The organism is Dickeya poaceiphila (assembly GCF_007858975.2).
GTDB lineage: Bacteria > Pseudomonadota > Gammaproteobacteria > Enterobacterales > Enterobacteriaceae > Dickeya > Dickeya poaceiphila.
Genome location: NZ_CP042220.2, coordinates 3,425,604 through 3,442,407, shown reverse-complemented (window position 1 = coordinate 3,442,407; position 16,804 = coordinate 3,425,604). Strand labels below are relative to the sequence as shown.

Here is a 16,804-nt window from a genome sequence, read left to right as displayed (position 1 = left end):
TATGACCCATTCATTACCGGCAGCGGTATTACCCGCAACTATTCTTACCGGCTTTCTCGGCGCGGGTAAAACCACGCTACTGCGGCACCTGTTGTATGCCGACCACGGTGAAAAGATCGCTGTGATTGAAAATGAATTCGGTGCGGTGGCGATTGATGATGCCCTGCTGGGCGACCGGGCGACCCGTATCACCACGCTCAGCAATGGGTGTATCTGCTGTAGCAGCGCGAATGAGCTGTCCGATGCGCTGCATGAACTGCTGGACGGCATCGACAGCGGCGAGCTGGCGTTTGACCGGCTGGTGATCGAATGTACCGGTATGGCCGATCCGGGGCCGGTGATTCAAACCTTTTTTTCTGACGAACGCCTGAGCCAACGCTTCCTGTTGGATGGCGTGATTGCGCTGGTAGATGCGGTGCACGCCGATGACCAACTGAACCGGCACACCGTAGCACAGGCGCAGGTAGGCTACGCTGACCGGATATTGCTGACCAAGACTGATCTGGCAGGTGAGACGCAGGCACTGGAGGAGAGACTGGCGCGTATCAACGCCCGTGCCAGCCTGTATCGGGTGGTGAACGGTCAGATCGACCACCGCCAGATCTTCGGCGTCGATGGTTTCATGCTCAATGATCAGCTACAGATTTCTCAGCCGCGTTTCCGGCCATTAATCGAGCAGGATAACGCCATCACCTCGCTGGTGGTGCAACTGACGCGTCCGGTAGATATGGCGGCGGTATCGGCGGTGATGGAGCAGTTGCTGGTGAATTGCGCCGATAATCTATTGCGCTATAAAGGCGTTCTGGCGATTAACGGCGATGACCGCCGCCTGCTGTTTCAGGGGGTGCAACGGCTTTACAGCGCCGACTGGGACCGGGCATGGCACGCGGATGAACCGCGTGAGAGCGTGATGGTGTTTATCGGTATCCGACTGCCGCAAGACGATATCCGTCGCGCGTTTGATGCGCTGAATGCGTGATCCAGGCTTGCCGGATGAAAATCCGGCAATACCTACCTTCCTTATTTCAGCTTACAGTTGTTTTCACTTATCCTGCTAATCGAGCCTTGAGCGTCACCGAGGGCTTTTCACCAAACAGTCGCTGGTAGTCGCAGGCGAACTGGCTCAGGTGCCAGAAGCCCCATTGCATCGCGGCATCCTGCACGGTGTGATGACGGGAGTAGGGGCTGACCAGCTCACGACGTACCGCGTTGAGGCGGATCATCTTCAGCCAGGCGTTAGGACCGCAGCCCATCACATCGCAGAATGCGTTTTGCAGCGTGCGGCGGCTGACATGCAGGCGGCGGCACAGGTCAAGCACCGTGACCGGTTCCGACTGCTGGCTGAGTACATATTCTCTGGCGCAGCCAATCAGGCTGCGGTAGCCGATGCGTCTGCCGGTATGTGCAGTGTTGACATCGGCTGGTTGGGCGCTTTCCAGAAACGAAATCACCGTAGTCAGCAGATTGTGTTTCAGTACTTTGACCGCATTGCTATGTTGCAGACGTTGCGGCTCGTTGCAGCCATACCACAGCGCTTCGCGTACAAACGACCAGAAGATCTCGCGCCTGTGCGGCTCCACCAGTAAGGTGGAGCTTTGCGCCAGCAGGCGGGTCAATGGCTCCGGTTCTTCCAGCACATCGGTGTATTGCAGCAGTTCGTCGCGGGAGATAGCCACGCCCAGAATGGCGTAGTCATCCGGCGTGTTCAGCTCGAATTCTTTACCTCCGGGGCTGACGGCAATCGCACTGTTGCTGATGGGATAAGAACCGATGAAGCCGGTTCCTGCATGGCGGGCGGGAATACCGAACCAGAAGGAATCCGGCCATATCATGCAGGACTGGCGCAACGCCAGACTGGTGTATTCGTGGCAAAGCTGGATGCCATCGAGCAGAATTTCTCGTAATTCCCCTGTGAAATGCCCCGGCGAAACCTGGTCATAAATCTGCTGCCAGGCGGTAATGGTGCGGGATTGGGCGTAGACATCCTGTGTCTGACATTGGTGTATGTTATCGTCTGGCGACACTGGCGTTGTTGCCGGGAGACGGTGCTCTGCATCCAGATGATGCAGGTTGACCGGATTGTGTTTCATCGTCAGCTCACCTCCGTGACAATGTCGGGCGGGGTCCACTCTGCATGATGGCTGCGCCATGTCGGTGGACGACACTCAGGCAGACCCATACATTAGCTCGTTATACGGCATTCGATTGGGGAGGAACAGGCGCTAAAGCACATTTAGCCTTATTCTGATATGACCCGTCCGTTGCTTTCTCGTCCTCTGTTTATCTCCTTTATGTCCGGTTACGTGGTGATGTTGCCGCTGGAGGTTAACCAGCGGCAATAACGCAGCGACCCCATTCAGGCGATACGGAACATATCCACCAGCACACAGCGCCGCAGGCGAACAAAGGTGCGGGCCGAGGTCACGCCTTCACCGGTCGGCGTCGAGATGGTCATCGAGGTCCAGCCTTCGCCGCCCAGCCCCAGCCCGGCGATACAAGGGCCGTTTTTGACGAAAATACTGGTGTTGATGGCGTTCGCCATACGGTTCAGATTCCTGATATTGGTGGAGTGCATCGCGGCAGTGTGGCGACAGCCGTTTTCCAGCGTAAGCGCCAGCGCGATGGCGTCATCCACGTTTTTCACCCGCACTACCGGCAGTACCGGCATCATCAGTTCAGTGATGGCGAACGGGTGGCTGGCGTCGGTTTCAGCCAATAGCAGGCGGGTATGTTCACTGACTTCCAGACCAATAGCCGCAGCAAGTTTAGCGGCATCGCGGCCAACATAATCGCGGTTGACGCGACCTTTACCCTGCGGGTCGATATCGCTCAACAGCACCGGCAGCAATTGTTCGGTTTGTTCCGGTGTGAGCAGCACGGCATGGTTGTGCTGCATTTCTGCCAGCAAAGCATCAGCCACGCTGTCCACTACGATCAATACCTTCTCGTCGGCACAGATGATGTTGTTGTCGAATGAAGCGCCTTTAACGATGGCGCGGGCCGCTTTCGGAATGTCCGCGGTTTCATCCACCACTACCGGTGGGTTACCCGCTCCGGCGGCAATCAGCCGTTTGTCGGTATGTTTGCGTGCCGCTTCCACCACCGCTTCGCCGCCGGTGACCACCAGCAGGCCGATGCCGGGGTAGCAAAACAGACGTTGCGCGGTTTCAATGTTGGGTTCGAAGACGCTGACCAGCAGGTTCTCCGGGCCGCCGGTGGCGACAATCGCTTTGTTGAGCAGGCTGATGGTACGCAGCGATACATGTTTCGCCGACGGATGAGGGGCGAACACCACGCTGTTGCCCGCTGCGATCATGCTGATGGCATTGTTGATTACCGTCGCTGCCGGGTTGGTAGAGGGTGTGACCGACGCCACGACCCCCCATGGCGCGTTTTCGATCAGCGTCAACCCGTTGTCGCCGGTCAGCACTTCCGCCGACAGGCACTCGATTCCCGGCGTATGGCGCGCCTGCGACACGTTCTTGATGTACTTATCGACCACGCGTCCCATGCCGGTTTCGGCCACTGCCATTTCCGCCAGTACCTGAGCATAGCGCTCGCCAGCAACCCGAATCGCCTTAATCACCTGTTGACGTAGTTCGACGCTGCTCAATTGCTGCTGAGCGTGCGTTGCAGCCTGAACCGCGTCGTCAAGCGAGTCGAAAATACCGCTCGGTGCATCAAACATCACCGGGGTGGGCATCGGTACGGTCGGTTCGATCACGGAGTGTTCCATAGGGTCTATCCTCTTGTTATGTAACTTGTTTAAACCACGCTGATCATCGGTTTACATGGCGTTGATCAACAGTGCCGTGGCCAAAAGTACGGAAAAAGTACGGATGCGGATTCGGCGTATTATTCAAGTCCGGCTGCGTTCGGCTTGGTACGCGCAGAGGGCGCCATTCCAACCAGGGAAGCCAGAAGGATTGTGCCGCGCCCGGAGGATTCTCATCCCTGAGAGAACCCTTCCATTTTAATGCCGCGCCTGTTCTGATGGGGCGGCCCGGTGTTTCCTGTGTTGACTTGTGGTCATTGTGGCAACGGCAGGTCAAAGCGAATAACAAAATTCGGCAAGTCGGCGTAAAGGTTGAAAGAGATCACGAAAAAAGAACCATCGATTAACAGAAAAGAAATCATCGGACGATGATGCGGGTTTCGGCTGTGGCCCAGGCCGCAGCCGAAACCCGATGTGGGTGCTGATTAGCCTTTGCTATCCCGCGCAGTGGCGATCACGCTGCCAAGCGGGATGGGGTTTTTATCGTTGCGGTGACTGACGGCGTCGATGGCCCATTTTTCCAACGCTACTCGATCTTTCTGGAAGATCATCATGTGGGTCGAGCCGCCGAACTCGAAGTGACCGATTTCGACGCCGCGCGTGATGCTAACCGGCTCGGCGCTTTCTTCAACGATAAAGGTGCTGGGTTCGATCACACAGCTGGAAACTTCCACCATGCCGATGCAGATTAGCGCCACATAACCACAGGTCTTGTGCCGGAAGATAAACACCGCGCGTGCGGCCACATGGCCGAGGTACGGTTGTGACTCAGTGCCTTCCCAGGTGCCCTGATTTTCGCCCTGCCCAGGACGCTGAGCAAAATAAGTACCCGGTTCAACCCAGGAACGCACCAGAAAACCGTCTAGCGGCGAGTTCCAGCGATGATAGTGGGTGGCGGAGAGGAACCCTTGATAAAGCTGCCCTCCTTCGAACAGTTTGGCCCATTGCCGCTGTCCACCGAACAGATCGAGCAGTGAATAGGGGATGTCTTTGACCCAGAATCGGCTCTCCAACTGCAACTGGTCAGCATATCGCCACGGTGTGGTTTCGCAGCCGATATCTATCTGGGTGTTTGGATCGCCCTGGAATGGGCGCGCGCCGGGTACGAACTGACGGATAAAGAAATCGTTCCAGCTGGCGAAACCGTAGCCCGGTCGGTTGGGATCGTGCTGCATCTGGTGCCAGACGCCGGCCTGATATGCGGCTTTGGAGATCCAGGAGCCGGGTTTTTCCGGTTGCTCGATATCGAGTTTGTCGAGTGAGGCGCTGCTTTTCAGGAAGGTGTTCCAGGCGTCCAACATCTGGCGGAACTGCTGATTGAACGTAGCGTCGTGGAACAGTGCCACGCCTGCTTCTGTCCCCATTGCCACCGCCAGAAACGCATTCATCGGAGTCCCGACTTGTACGGTGGTGTTGAACGACGGTGAGGTGGTGATGATTTCGTTGAGGATCTCGAAGAAGCTGTCGTAGCTGTCTATCCAGGTCGCATCGCCATCGTCGCTGATCTGCTTGCGGGTGGATTCGGGCAGAGAAGCAACATAGGCGTTGGATTGTTCGATCATGCTATTGAGCCACATGCGGTAGACGCTGTGGTTGGTCACCCAGTTTTTAAAGTTCTGGAGCACCGGCTGCATTGGCGTCAGGGTATTGGTATGTTTCTTGTTGGCGATATGCTCGCGCAGTGGTATCAGGAATTTTGCGGTAGCCCATACCCGGTTGGGTACCCAAAATCCCATCTGGATCGGCCCGGCGTTATCCAGGGTAAGCAGGCTGTGTCCGCTGCTTTCGTAATGTGGCGACTGTTCTGCTTCAGGTGTACTTGTTGTGCGGCTTTTGGTATGCGTCATAACATTTCCTCTCGATAGAACGTGTCAATGTCGAACAGTGAAGTATCGCCACCCGAAAAAAACGTTGCACAGGCTAAGTACCGTGCTGACGGTAACCTCATATCGTTATGTTCGAACAACGTACAACCTGGTGGTGTGAAGAAAGGAAAGCGAAGGGTGGCAAGGTCGAAAAGCGCTATGCGGGTCGTTGCCCGATGACAATATGCGCTGTTCCTGTATTCAAACATAGGCGTATTCCGGCCAATAGCAAGTTTGCCGCAGGTGTGCGACGTTGGGCTAAAGGCGCGTAGGTGCGTCAGACGAGTACAAACGTAGGGTGAGGCCTTGTGGGGCATCTCACACCTACGTTTTTCACACCTGCGTATGGGGGAGGGTGATCGGTTCTGCCGTTATCCGTGCGGGACGACACGTTTTACCGGCGCGTTCTGGCGGTTTTCCCACAGTGCGGTCAGGCCGCGTTGCAGGGCAATGAATACAAACAGCAATATGCCGATGGCAATCTTGGTCCACCAGGAACTGAGCGTGCCGTCAAAGTTGATGTAGGTCTGAATCAACCCCTGAATCGCCACGCCGAACAGCGTGCCGAGTACGGTGCCGACGCCGCCGCTCAGCAGCGTGCCGCCGATCACCACCGAGGCGATGGCGTCCAGCTCGACCCCAACACCCGCCAGCGCATAACCTGCCGAGGTATAAATGGAGAATACGATCCCGGCGAGGGTCGCCAGCCCGGTGGACAGCATGTAAATGCGAATGGTGGTGCTGCGGGTGGAAATACCCATCAGGTTGGCGGAGGTGCTGTTGCCGCCGATGGCGTAAACCTGATTGCCGAAGCGGGTATGGCGCGCCAGCACGATGCCGACGGCGACCACCATCAGCATCAACAGCCCCATGGCGCTGAGCCGACCGCCGCCGGGGATAGTCCATGCCAGACTGGAGAGCGTCTCGTAGATCGGGTGGTTAATCGGCAGGGATTCTTTCGATACCAGATAGCTGGCGCCGCGCAGAAAGAACATTCCCGCCAGCGTGATAATAAACGCCGGGATTTTTAACGCATCGATGAGCAGGCCCATGAATGCGCCAAAGGCGCACCCCATCAGCAGGATCAACGGGAACGCCACCAGCGGCGACAGTCCCCACATGCCGATGGCTTTGGCGAGGAACACGCCGGTAAACGCGATCACCGACCCGACGGACAGGTCGATACCGCCGGAGAGGATCACAAAGGTCATGCCGACGGCGACAATACCCAGAAAGGCATTATCGGTAAGAATGTTGCAGATGACACGCGTGGAGGCGAAACCTGGAAATTGCGTCAGGCAGTACAGGTACCCAAGCACGAATACCGCCAGTGTGATCATCAGCGGCAAGTTACGCTTTATCATGGCGGCCAGCTCCTTTCAGCAAGGTCACAAAACGTGGCGACTGGACGACCAGTACGCACAATACCACGACGGCTTTCACCACCTGATTGAGCTCCGGTGGAAAACCTGACAGCAGAATACCGGTGTTCATGCCCTGAATAATCAGCGCGCCTAACACGGAAAGTACCATGTTGAAGCGACCACCCATCAGCGAACCGCCACCGATCACCACGGCGAGAATGGCGTCCATCTCCAGCCACAGACCGGCGTTGTTGGCATCAGCACCCCGAATATCGGCGGTGACGATCACCCCGGCGATGGCGGCACACAGCCCGCTCAGTATATACGTCATGGTCACCATGGCGCGGGTACTGACCCCGGCGTTTTTCGCCGCCCGGATGTTGATCCCCACTGATTCGATGAACAGCCCCAGCGCGGTGCGCCGCACCAGCAACCAGAACAACAGCAGTGTGACCAGCGCAATGATGACCGGCGTTGGGAAGTAGAATAGCGCGCCGCTGCCAAGCCATGCCAGCGGCGGCGAGTTGAAGGTGACTATCTGCCCGGCGGTAATCAACTGGGCGATACCGCGCCCGGCTACCATCAGGATCAAGGTAGCGACGAATGGCTGAATCTTCAGGACAGCAACCAGAATACCGTTCCACAACCCGGCCAACATGCCGACGCCGAGCGCCGCCAGCAGCACTACCGACAGGCTGTAGCCTTGTACGGTGAGCGATGCTGCAACCGCCCCGGAAATCGCCATAATCGCCCCGACCGACAGGTCAATGCCGCCGGTGGCGATCACCAGCGTCATGCCGATCGCCAGCAACGCCACCGGTGCGGCACGGTTAAGGATATCGATGGGGCTACCGAACAAGCGGCCATCCTGCACGACAATCTGGAAAAAGTGGCTGGCGACCAGGCTGTCTACCAGCAGTACCAGCGCCAGCGCGGCTATCTGCGGCATACCCTGTGAAAACCGTAATGACGGCCAGCGAAACGGGTGTTTATCAGAACCCGGCTTGCTCAGTGATCGAGGCATCACTATGCCCTCCTTATGCCGCGATGGCATTCATGATGGCGGAAACGGATAGCTGGTCGAGCGGGATTTCCGCCACCTGCTGCCGGTCACGCATAATCAGTACCCGGTCGGCGTACCCCACCAGTTCTTCCAGTTCGGACGAGATCACCAGCAGCGCCAGCCCATTGGCGCACAGACTTTCGATCAACCGGATGATCTCGGCATGAGCGCCGACGTCGATGCCGCGGGTCGGTTCATCCAGGATCAGGAATTGCGGCTTGGTCAGCAGCCAGCGGGACAACAGCACTTTCTGTTGGTTACCGCCGGACAGCAATTCGATGGGTTGATCGGCGCTTGGGGTGCGGATGCCAAGCTGGCGAATGAATCGCTCGGCAATGGCTAGCTGCTCCTTGCGGGGTATGGGGCGTAGCCAGCCGCGCTGGGCTTGCAGCGCCAGAATGATATTCTCCCGTACCGACGCGGCAGCGATAATGCCGTCGGTTTTGCGATCTTCCGGGCAAAAACCGATGCCAAGGCAGGAGGCCTGATGCGGCGAGCGCAACGTCTGCGATTTGCCTTTGATCACCGCTTCACCGCGATCAGCTGGTTTGATGCCGAAGATCACTTCGGCGGTTTCTGTGCGCCCGGAACCCAGCAACCCGGCAAGACCGACGATTTCACCAGGCCGTACCGCCAGTTCGAATGGTTCAATCACCCCTTTTTTGCCGTAGCCTTTGAATTCCACTACCGGCTTGTCGCTCAGCAACGTGCGTCCGGCGCGTTGCAGCGCGTTCTGCTCCAGTTCGCGGCCCAGCATCATTTTTACCAGTTCTATCTGCGGCAGCGATGCCGTGTCGTGGGTGCCGACGAATGCGCCGTTGCGCAGCACGGTAATGCGGTCGGTCACCTGATAAACCTGGTCGAGAAAATGCGTGACGAAGATCAGACTGACGCCCTGATCGCGCAGTTGACGCATCAGGGTGAACAGCATCTCTACTTCCTGAGTGTCAAGACTGGCGGTAGGTTCGTCGAGGATTAACACCCTGGCGGACAGGTCAATGGCGCGGCAGATGGCGACGATTTGCTGCATCGCCACGGAAAAGCGGTTCAGCGGTTCGCGGACATCCAGTTCGAAGCCATAGGAGGACATCAGCGCTTCTGCGCGCTTTTCCATCTCGGTGCGTTGCAGTAATCCGAAGCGTCTGGGTTCGCGGCCAATAAACAGGTTATCCGCCACTGACAGATTGGGCAGCAGGTTAACTTCCTGATATACCGTGCCGATGCCCAGTTGCTGGGCGTGAGCGGTATTTTTCGGTGAAATGGGCTGACCTTCGAGATAGATAGTGCCCGCATCGCGTTGGTATACGCCGGTGAGCGTTTTGATAAGCGTAGATTTGCCCGCGCCATTTTCCCCCAGCAATGCCATGATTTCCCCGCGCCGCAGGCTGAAATCGACCTTGTCCAGTGCTTTCACCCCAGGAAAAATTTTGCTCAGCCCTTCCGTACGCAAGATTTCCTGGTTGTCGAAACCGTTCATGCGATTCTCCCTCACAAAACAGGCGATGTCCGCCATGGCGGTAGTGGCCATGGCGGTGGTGAGCTATCAATATCCCATGTTCTTTTTCTTATCGAGCTCAGCCTGTGCGCTGTCTGGTTTAAATAGGGTGGACGGCGTCAGAATCAGTTTGGCTGGCAATGTGCCATCCTTTTTATATTTTTCCAGCGCATCAAATGCCGGCCCGGCCATATTTGGCGTCAGTTCAACCGAGACATTAGCCTCGTTTGCCAGCATGGCACGGAAAATATCCGGCACACCGTCAATCGATCCGGTCAGAATATCTTTTCCCGGTTTTAACCCCGCTTCCTTAATAGCCTGAATGGCGCCGATCACCATATCGTCGTTATGGGCGAAAACCATGCAGATATTTTTGCCGTTATTCTCTGACTTGATAAAACTTTCCATTACCTGTTTGCCGCCGCTACGGGTAAAGTCGCCAGACTGGGAACGGATAATTTTAATATTCGGTGTTTTAGCGATAGCGTCTTCAAACCCTTTTTTACGGTCAATGGCGACGCTGGCGCCGACGGTGCCTTCTAATTGAACGACATTACAGGTTTTGCCGTTTTCGGTTTTAATCAGCCATTCGCCAATTAATGCCCCTTCTTTGATATTGTCGGCGCGTACGGTAGTGAGATAAAGCGAGTCGTCTTTGACGTCAATACCGCGGTCTAGCAGAATTACTGGTATCCTGGCTTCTTTGGCTTCTTTCAGCACGGGTTCCCAGCCGGTTGCTACCACGGGAGCAATGAAAATAGCGTCCACCCCTTGTGCGATAAAGGAGCGTACTGCTTTGATCTGGTTCTCCTGTTTTTGCTGGGCATCGGCAATTTTCAGGTTAATACCGCGCGCTTTTGCCTGCTCTTTGGCCACGGTCGTTTCAGCCGCGCGCCAGCCTGATTCCGATCCGACTTGAGAAAATCCCACTGTCAATGGCGCTGCCAGCGCGACTGATGACAGTGACGCACATACAGCTGAAGCTAAAATGACGCGTTTCCACATAAAAGTGTCCTCTCTGGTAATCATTGGCTATCGGTTTTCGTTCTTGGGGACAGCGGTATTATTGGGTATTCAACATTGTCGCCTGTATCGGGATACGACAGGCGGCATTATTTTTCCTCCACTCAACGTTCATAACAAAACAGTAGTTTTTGTCATGGGAAGAGGGTCAGGGCGTATTCGCTGATCTTATGGATAAAATGGCCATCAGCAGGGAATCTGTGACCCCACGCAAATATTGTTTTAAGTCATTTTTTCGGTGTCAGGCATAGGCGTGCTGTATTCTGTTATCGGCGTCATGTTTTTTAACTAGTGGTATTTATTACGTCTGATGAAATAGGGTGAGTAGTGGTGTATTGATTCATAGCGCGCTTTTTATTCCAGGTGTATAGGAATGATATGGATATTTGGCGTGTTTTTCAGCGAGGACATCAGTGGCCTGCGGAATATAAATTATGCGAAATGTGAGGGAGACTCGTTATTTATAACCACCGGAGTAGCGCAATGATTTTATTCATGGTTAAAACGGTTTGAAGGTTTATGTCTAATACAGGAGGTGCGATGTGAGTAGTTAAAAGCGGCTGGCTCGACCAGCCGCTTTGTGAGTGGTGAGTGGCTAATGGTGTCCCTGAGCCAGACCACCGTTGCCGTCAGGCAACCCAATCATGACATTCTGCATCATGCCCTGATCTTCATGGTCAAGGATATGGCAATGCAGTACGAATTCCCCAATATAGCGTTCATAACGGGTACGGATATAAAGGGTATAGATTTTATCCAGCGGCGGTGTCTGCGATGAGAGCTGTTCCGTTGGCGGCACGTTGCTTTTAACCCAAATCGTATCTTTCCATACTCCTTTTAGCCCGGCGTATTGGGAAACGGAACCATCCGCTTCTTTGGCTCCCGGTAAACTGACGTCATTACCTTTCGGGTCAATGATTTTGATGATTTCGAAGGGATTGACGTGGATATGAAACGGGTGACTGACGAAGTAGGAACGTAGTTGCCATTCCTGTGCGCTGCCTAACACCAGCGAGCGATCAATCTGATGCGGGGAATAGGGTTTGGCTCCCTGTGGATTGAACGTGCCATCGCTGAGTTTCTCGACATTGAAGGCATTGCCGACTTCGAAAAGGGGCGGGGCACTGGCGTCTTTTGCGGGCAGCTTGATGTAGAAGACCAATTGCTGAACGGGGGAACCCGCTACTTCTTTATCGGTAATGGGTGGATGAGGAGTGAATTTTGTCAGCCTGAAACCGTTGTTCAGGTCGTGGCGGATGCTGTCGGCCAGCGCGGTGGGATGATAGGTTTTCCCGGCACGCTCGGCCAGATAAGCGGTTGTTGCCGCAATGGGGTCGGTGACGGCATGTCCACCTTTGACCCGTACAAAACCGAGTACTGAGCGCTGCTTTTCTGAGCGAGATACATTATCCGCAGCAGAAACCGGCGGATTAACAATGCAGTAGATCCCTTCCTCCGGGAAGTTGAGCAGCAAGTCGTTACGATACCCCGGTTGCATGGTGATGTCGGTTTGGGGTTGCGCCTGTGACATAGTCAAACCGTCAGCCGCGATAACCGCGTAAGGGACTGGCGCGCCAGTACAAAGATCGCGTACGAAACGGTCCTGATCGGCAGCTCCCAGAGTTTTTTCCCTGGAGAAAAAGTCGCTGCTATTGAGTTTGCGGAATTCTACCTTGATGGTTTCGCGCACCCCAGCGTGTATCAGACGCCAGCGCTCTACTTTACCGGCTTCCACATGGCTAAATAGTGGGCGTACCCGGCCATTCACCGTGGTAAAACGACCGGATTGCTCCCAAACGCCGGGGGCGAATTGATCGTAGGAATTGACTTCGCCAATCTCTCCGGGGGCACAAGACCAGTCGATAATGGTTTTACCTGGGTTTTCAGGATCTGGCCTGGTTTTCAGCTTGCCATCCTTAAAGCAGGCATACGGAATCTGTTCAAACACCAGTAACCGTTCCGGCAGAGGTTTGCCGTCTGTGGTAGTCAGCAGTGTATCGATATCACCATTAGTGGTGGTGGTCGGCTGGCGATCACCGCGAATGATCAGTGCGCCAGCCATGCCGCTACCTACTTGCAACGCCGTAGATCCATGATTGTGCGGGTGATACCAGAAGGTTCCCGCTGGATGATCGGCTGGAATATTGTATTCGTATTCGAATGTCACTCCCGGATTAATGGTAAGCAACACGTTGTCGCTATTGCCCGACGGACTGACCCATAAACCGTGGCTGTGCAGATTGGTGCTGTTAAAGCAATGCGGCGTATTAGGCGTGGTATGTTGGGCCGAGCAGTCAGGATCTGGCGGTAGCTGGTTGTTCAACCGGATTCTGACGGTATCGCCGGGTGTGGCTTCAATCGTTGGAGCAACGAACGGATGGTACGGATCGATGCCGGTACCGCTGTAACTGCGCAGCCGTACTTTATCGGCGTGGCCCTGAGTCGGGTTGCGGATGACCCCTTCGGTATATTGTATTTTCAGATCAAGCACGCGTTCCCGACCGGAATGCGGCGCTGAGGCGTCCGGTTTTTTCAGATACAGCGTTCCCACGGGTTTTACCGACGACTCCGTCAGTACCGGCGGATTCATAAACGCGTTGGCTGGTGGTTCGTTGGTGGTTTCTGCCGCCTGCGTTGCGGGTAAATAAATACCCAACAGCATCACCACTGAGTTAAGTAATAATCGTTTTTTCACCCTGTTTTCTCCATGTAATAACGATGCACAGCTGATGTCACTCGTGTGTAATGAAAACGCGTTATTCCTGTCATGTTTCAGGTGCCAACTACCGGAATGACGTGTTAAACAGGCGTAGTTATCCACGCGTTGTTATTGATTACCTGGATTGAAAACGTGTTATTGACGTGATGCGAAGGCTTATATACCCGTCATACTTCACGTTGCAGGTGCGTTGGCTTTATTACTCGGCTCATCCCAGAGCTTTGCCGCCTGCCTGCAACTCGAATTATTTAGGGTAGAACTGTTTTTTATGGTTCATTTTTTTCTTACTTTTTTAAGTAAATGTTGTCAGGTGTTGATTGTCAAAATTTATTACATTTTGTTTTTTGTTTATTGGTTTCCTGACAATAACTATACGTTTTTATTATTATCAATAATCGATATTACGGTATAAATACATATTGGTGTGTATTATTTTATTTGATATTAGTTTCGTAGAGTAATTAGGAGTGGTAAACCTTTGGGTGGCCTGTGCAACGTCAGGTCTAAGGTCACGGTGAGGTTTAATGGCAAAATAGGCTGACGGAAGCGTGAGAAAGGTCATCAAACCGTCGAGTTTTTCCATTTTCGTCCTGATCCGATTTCTTATTCATCAAAGAGACATTAATGTTTGCTTAACATTCTACCGATAAAATCATGGTGTAGTAGTGAATGAGTAGTCAGTGAATGTGTAGTTGAACTATGAGGTCGTTTTACATGTTGATGTAGGAGGTTGTTATGCTCGAACAAGTTACCGTTTATTTAGCGATACTGGCCGTTATCGTTGTACCGGGATTTCTGGCCGCCTTTCTGAGTCCTAAATGGAATGACTGAATAATGCTAACCCAGTCTGATAATATACGCCCCGCCTGAAGGTTATTGATTCATGCGGGGCGTGTTGCTTTAGCTGATAGGCTTCGGTTATTGCCCTTTCACTTCCCCTTTCCCTAACGCTTGCACGCTGTTGCCCATCGCATCGGTAGCATTCATATCCGCGCCTTTTTCCTGCAACGCTTTAAGAATTTCTGTGCGCTGAAACAGTGATGCGTACATCGCGGCGGTTTGTCCGGCATTATTGCGGGTATCCGGGCTACATTTTGCATTCAGCAACAAGTGAGCAATTTTCAGCTCGCCTTTGAACACTGCTCCCATCAGCGCGGTATTACCGCGACTATCCTGCAGGCAAGGGTCAGCGCCGTGGTTGAGAAGCAGTGATACCGTGTCGTAATGGCCGTGATAAGCCGCCAGAATGACCGCAGTAAAGCCCTTGTCATCACGGGCATTTAGGTTATAACCGGCGCTGACGAATTCCTGAAGCACGGCGTCGTTGCCATTGCGGGCGGCATCCCATAAATACTGATTGAGCTGGTTTTGAATCTGCCGTTCATCTGTCGTCGAAGGCGCGACGTTAGCGACAATAGAGGGCGATGACGTTACCGGGGCAACAGGCTGTTGTGCCTGGGCCGTTGCCTGGGCTAACGCCAACAGGCAAAAAATGAGACGAAGTGGTTTCATGATGACGATTCCCTGGTCGTTGGTGCCGCCTGAACAATGTGCTCAGGCGGCGACGTTCAGTTAGTCAGCCAGTTTGCTGGCTAGTGACTGCACTTTGCTCAGGTCGCCTTTGGCGACGGCGGTCAGACGAGTGCCGTAGGTCGCGTCAGCCTTGTAGAAATAGGAAAGCATGATGGTTTTGCTTTCGGTATCGGCCATCGCCAGAGCAGAACCCAGGCTTTGCACCAGATCATCCTGATCTTTCTTGCTGTAAGAACGATACAGTTCGCCGGTCTGTTTGAAGTTCTGCTCTTTTTGGATCTTACGCTGCTGGGTGGTGCCGCTGAGCGGTGTCTGGCTGTAGCGGGCGGAAACCAGCTCTTCGCGTGGATACAGGCGGCTTGGTTGGTAGTTCACTCCGTTGTCTTGCGTATGGCCACTGTTCAGGCTGCCATCCTGATTGATGTTGTTGGCTTTTTTCAGCGGAGCATTGATCGGTAAGCTCAGGCCGTTCGCGCCGAGCCGGTACATCTGGGTATCGGCATAGGCGAACAGGCGGCCTTGCAGCAGACGATCTTCAGACGGTTCGATGCCAGGGACCAGATTCGAGGGGGCCATGGCGACCTGCTCGGTTTCCTGGAAGAAGTTGTCCGGGTTCTTGTTCAGCACCATCTGGCCGATTTTACGTTCGGGTACACCCGGCCAGATTTTGGTGGCGTCCAGCGGGTCGAAATCAAACTTAGCCAGGTCGCCCGGTGTCAGTACCTGAATGTAGAGATCCCATTTCGGGTAGTCGCCGCGGTTGATGGCCGCGACCAGATCGTTAGTCAGATGGCTGTAATCTTTGCCCTGAACGTCCTCTACCTGTTTGGGATCGAGGTTTTTCACGCCTTGCAGCGTCTTCCAGTGGAATTTGACGTAATGCACTTCCCCTTTGGCATTGACCAGCTTGTAGGCATGGACGCTGTTGCCGTCCATATTGCGATAGCTGGCCGGTGTGCCTTCGTTGGAGTAAAGCAAAGTCAGGGTACGGATAGATTCCGGAACGTGTGAGAAGAAATCAAACCGGCGTCCGTCATTATCCTGATTGGTACGAGGATCTGGCTTGAACGCGTGCACCATGTCCGGAAATTTGATGGCATCACGAATGAAAAAGGTGGGGAAGTTGTTGCCTACCAGATCCCAATTGCCTTGGGTGGTGTAGAACTTGGTGGCGAAGCCGCGCGGGTCGCGCAGGGTCTCCGGGGAGTGATTGCCATGTACCACACTGGAGAAACGTACGAATACCGGGGTTGCGCTGCCTTTTTTGAACACCTCGGCGATGGTCAAGTCCGAAATATCTGCTGTAGCGGTAAATGTGCCGTGTGCGCCGGTACCGCGGGCATGGACTACACGCTCAGGAATACGTTCACGATCAAAACGTTGCAGTTTTTGCAGCAACTGCACATCCTGTAGCACAACCGGACCGTTCGGGCCGGCGGTTTGCGAGTTCTGGTTGTCGCCTACCGGTGCGCCGTTGTCGCGGGTCAGGGTATCTGCCAGCACAGGATAGGCCGTCAACAGCGACGATACGATCACCAGCGATTTTTTCCAGCTGGGAACACGATATGTGGCGGTGTGATTGCTCATAACTTTCCTCATTTTCCGTATGATTTTTAACAACAATAGGTTTGGTTATTGCTGTGGTTCCATTGCACTGCTCGAAGCTATAAGCAGAGAAGATTCTCCATCAGAGACGTCGATAATACGGGTGCTCTGTTGGTGAATGCGGTTTACCGGTCTTTACCTGTCGTCATGACGGGATATGGTGTTCCGTCTGGTCGGCGGTATGGTTAACCGTCGCTGTTACTGGAGAGTCTTAAATGCCTACAGCAACTGTAAACACTTTACCGTTTTTTACATAATGGATAATGGCAGTTATTTCTATCGAATTAATAGGAATGTCTTTCATAGGGAATAGGTAAAAGAGTGATGGGCACCACGGACAATACGGGAAAAGAATGGAGCGG

The 16,804-nt window shown here is 54.1% G+C and carries 12 protein-coding genes; 2 read left to right on the top strand and 10 right to left on the bottom strand.

All coding sequences use genetic code 11. The features are described from left to right. Window position 1 precedes the first annotated feature (1 nt). Entirely contained in the window at window positions 2–979 is a 978-nt protein-coding gene (gene yjiA, locus Dpoa569_RS15380) for a GTPase (protein WP_042868875.1), read from the top strand. A gap of 67 nt (window positions 980–1,046) precedes the next feature. On the opposite strand, the gene eutR is transcribed toward yjiA, so the two are convergent. From eutR to Dpoa569_RS15340, 8 genes are all read right to left on the bottom strand, one after another. Beyond that, on the bottom strand, window positions 1,047–2,090 hold the full coding sequence (gene eutR, locus Dpoa569_RS15375; protein WP_042868876.1) for an HTH-type transcriptional regulator EutR: 1,044 nt from the start codon (window positions 2,088–2,090) through the stop codon (window positions 1,047–1,049). A gap of 266 nt (window positions 2,091–2,356) precedes the next feature. Then, window positions 2,357–3,703 carry an aldehyde dehydrogenase family protein gene (locus tag Dpoa569_RS15370; RefSeq protein ID WP_050569532.1) on the bottom strand — a complete coding sequence of 449 codons (1,347 nt, stop codon included), beginning with the start codon at window positions 3,701–3,703 and terminating at the stop codon, window positions 2,357–2,359. A gap of 497 nt (window positions 3,704–4,200) precedes the next feature. Beyond that, on the bottom strand, window positions 4,201–5,622 hold the full coding sequence (locus tag Dpoa569_RS15365; protein WP_042868880.1) for a phosphatidylserine decarboxylase family protein: 1,422 nt from the start codon (window positions 5,620–5,622) through the stop codon (window positions 4,201–4,203). Between the two features lie 389 nt (window positions 5,623–6,011). After that, window positions 6,012–7,004, bottom strand: a complete 993-nt coding sequence (gene yjfF / locus Dpoa569_RS15360; RefSeq protein ID WP_042868882.1) for a galactofuranose ABC transporter, permease protein YjfF — start codon at window positions 7,002–7,004, stop codon at window positions 6,012–6,014. Continuing rightward, window positions 6,991–8,028: a galactofuranose ABC transporter, ATP-binding protein YtfT gene (gene ytfT / locus Dpoa569_RS15355; protein ID WP_042868884.1), complete on the bottom strand. Its 1,038-nt coding sequence runs from the start codon at window positions 8,026–8,028 to the stop codon at window positions 6,991–6,993. Before ytfT ends, yjfF begins: the two co-directional genes overlap by 14 nt. Window positions 8,029–8,041: 13 nt before the next feature. Beyond that, complete coding sequence (gene ytfR / locus Dpoa569_RS15350) at window positions 8,042–9,544, bottom strand: galactofuranose ABC transporter, ATP-binding protein YtfR (protein ID WP_042868886.1); 1,503 nt, start codon at window positions 9,542–9,544, stop codon at window positions 8,042–8,044. Window positions 9,545–9,610: 66 nt separating this feature from the next. Continuing rightward, complete coding sequence (gene ytfQ / locus Dpoa569_RS15345) at window positions 9,611–10,567, bottom strand: galactofuranose ABC transporter, galactofuranose-binding protein YtfQ (protein WP_042868888.1); 957 nt, start codon at window positions 10,565–10,567, stop codon at window positions 9,611–9,613. A 613-nt stretch (window positions 10,568–11,180) separates the two neighbouring features. After that, window positions 11,181–13,280 (bottom strand): multicopper oxidase family protein, encoded by a 2,100-nt coding sequence (locus Dpoa569_RS15340; RefSeq protein ID WP_042868890.1) that lies wholly within the window; start codon window positions 13,278–13,280, stop codon window positions 11,181–11,183. A 759-nt stretch (window positions 13,281–14,039) separates the two neighbouring features. On the opposite strand from Dpoa569_RS15340, the gene mgtS reads away from it, so the two are divergent. Beyond that, entirely contained in the window at window positions 14,040–14,135 is a 96-nt protein-coding gene (mgtS, locus tag Dpoa569_RS15335; protein WP_146411522.1) for a protein MgtS, read from the top strand. Between the two features lie 87 nt (window positions 14,136–14,222). Here mgtS and Dpoa569_RS15330 read toward each other — a convergent pair whose 3' ends face one another. Then, complete coding sequence (locus tag Dpoa569_RS15330) at window positions 14,223–14,816, bottom strand: ankyrin repeat domain-containing protein (protein WP_042868892.1); 594 nt, start codon at window positions 14,814–14,816, stop codon at window positions 14,223–14,225. A gap of 60 nt (window positions 14,817–14,876) precedes the next feature. Further along, window positions 14,877–16,424 carry a catalase KatB gene (gene katB / locus Dpoa569_RS15325; protein ID WP_146411519.1) on the bottom strand — a complete coding sequence of 516 codons (1,548 nt, stop codon included), beginning with the start codon at window positions 16,422–16,424 and terminating at the stop codon, window positions 14,877–14,879. Window positions 16,425–16,804: the final 380 nt, after the last annotated feature.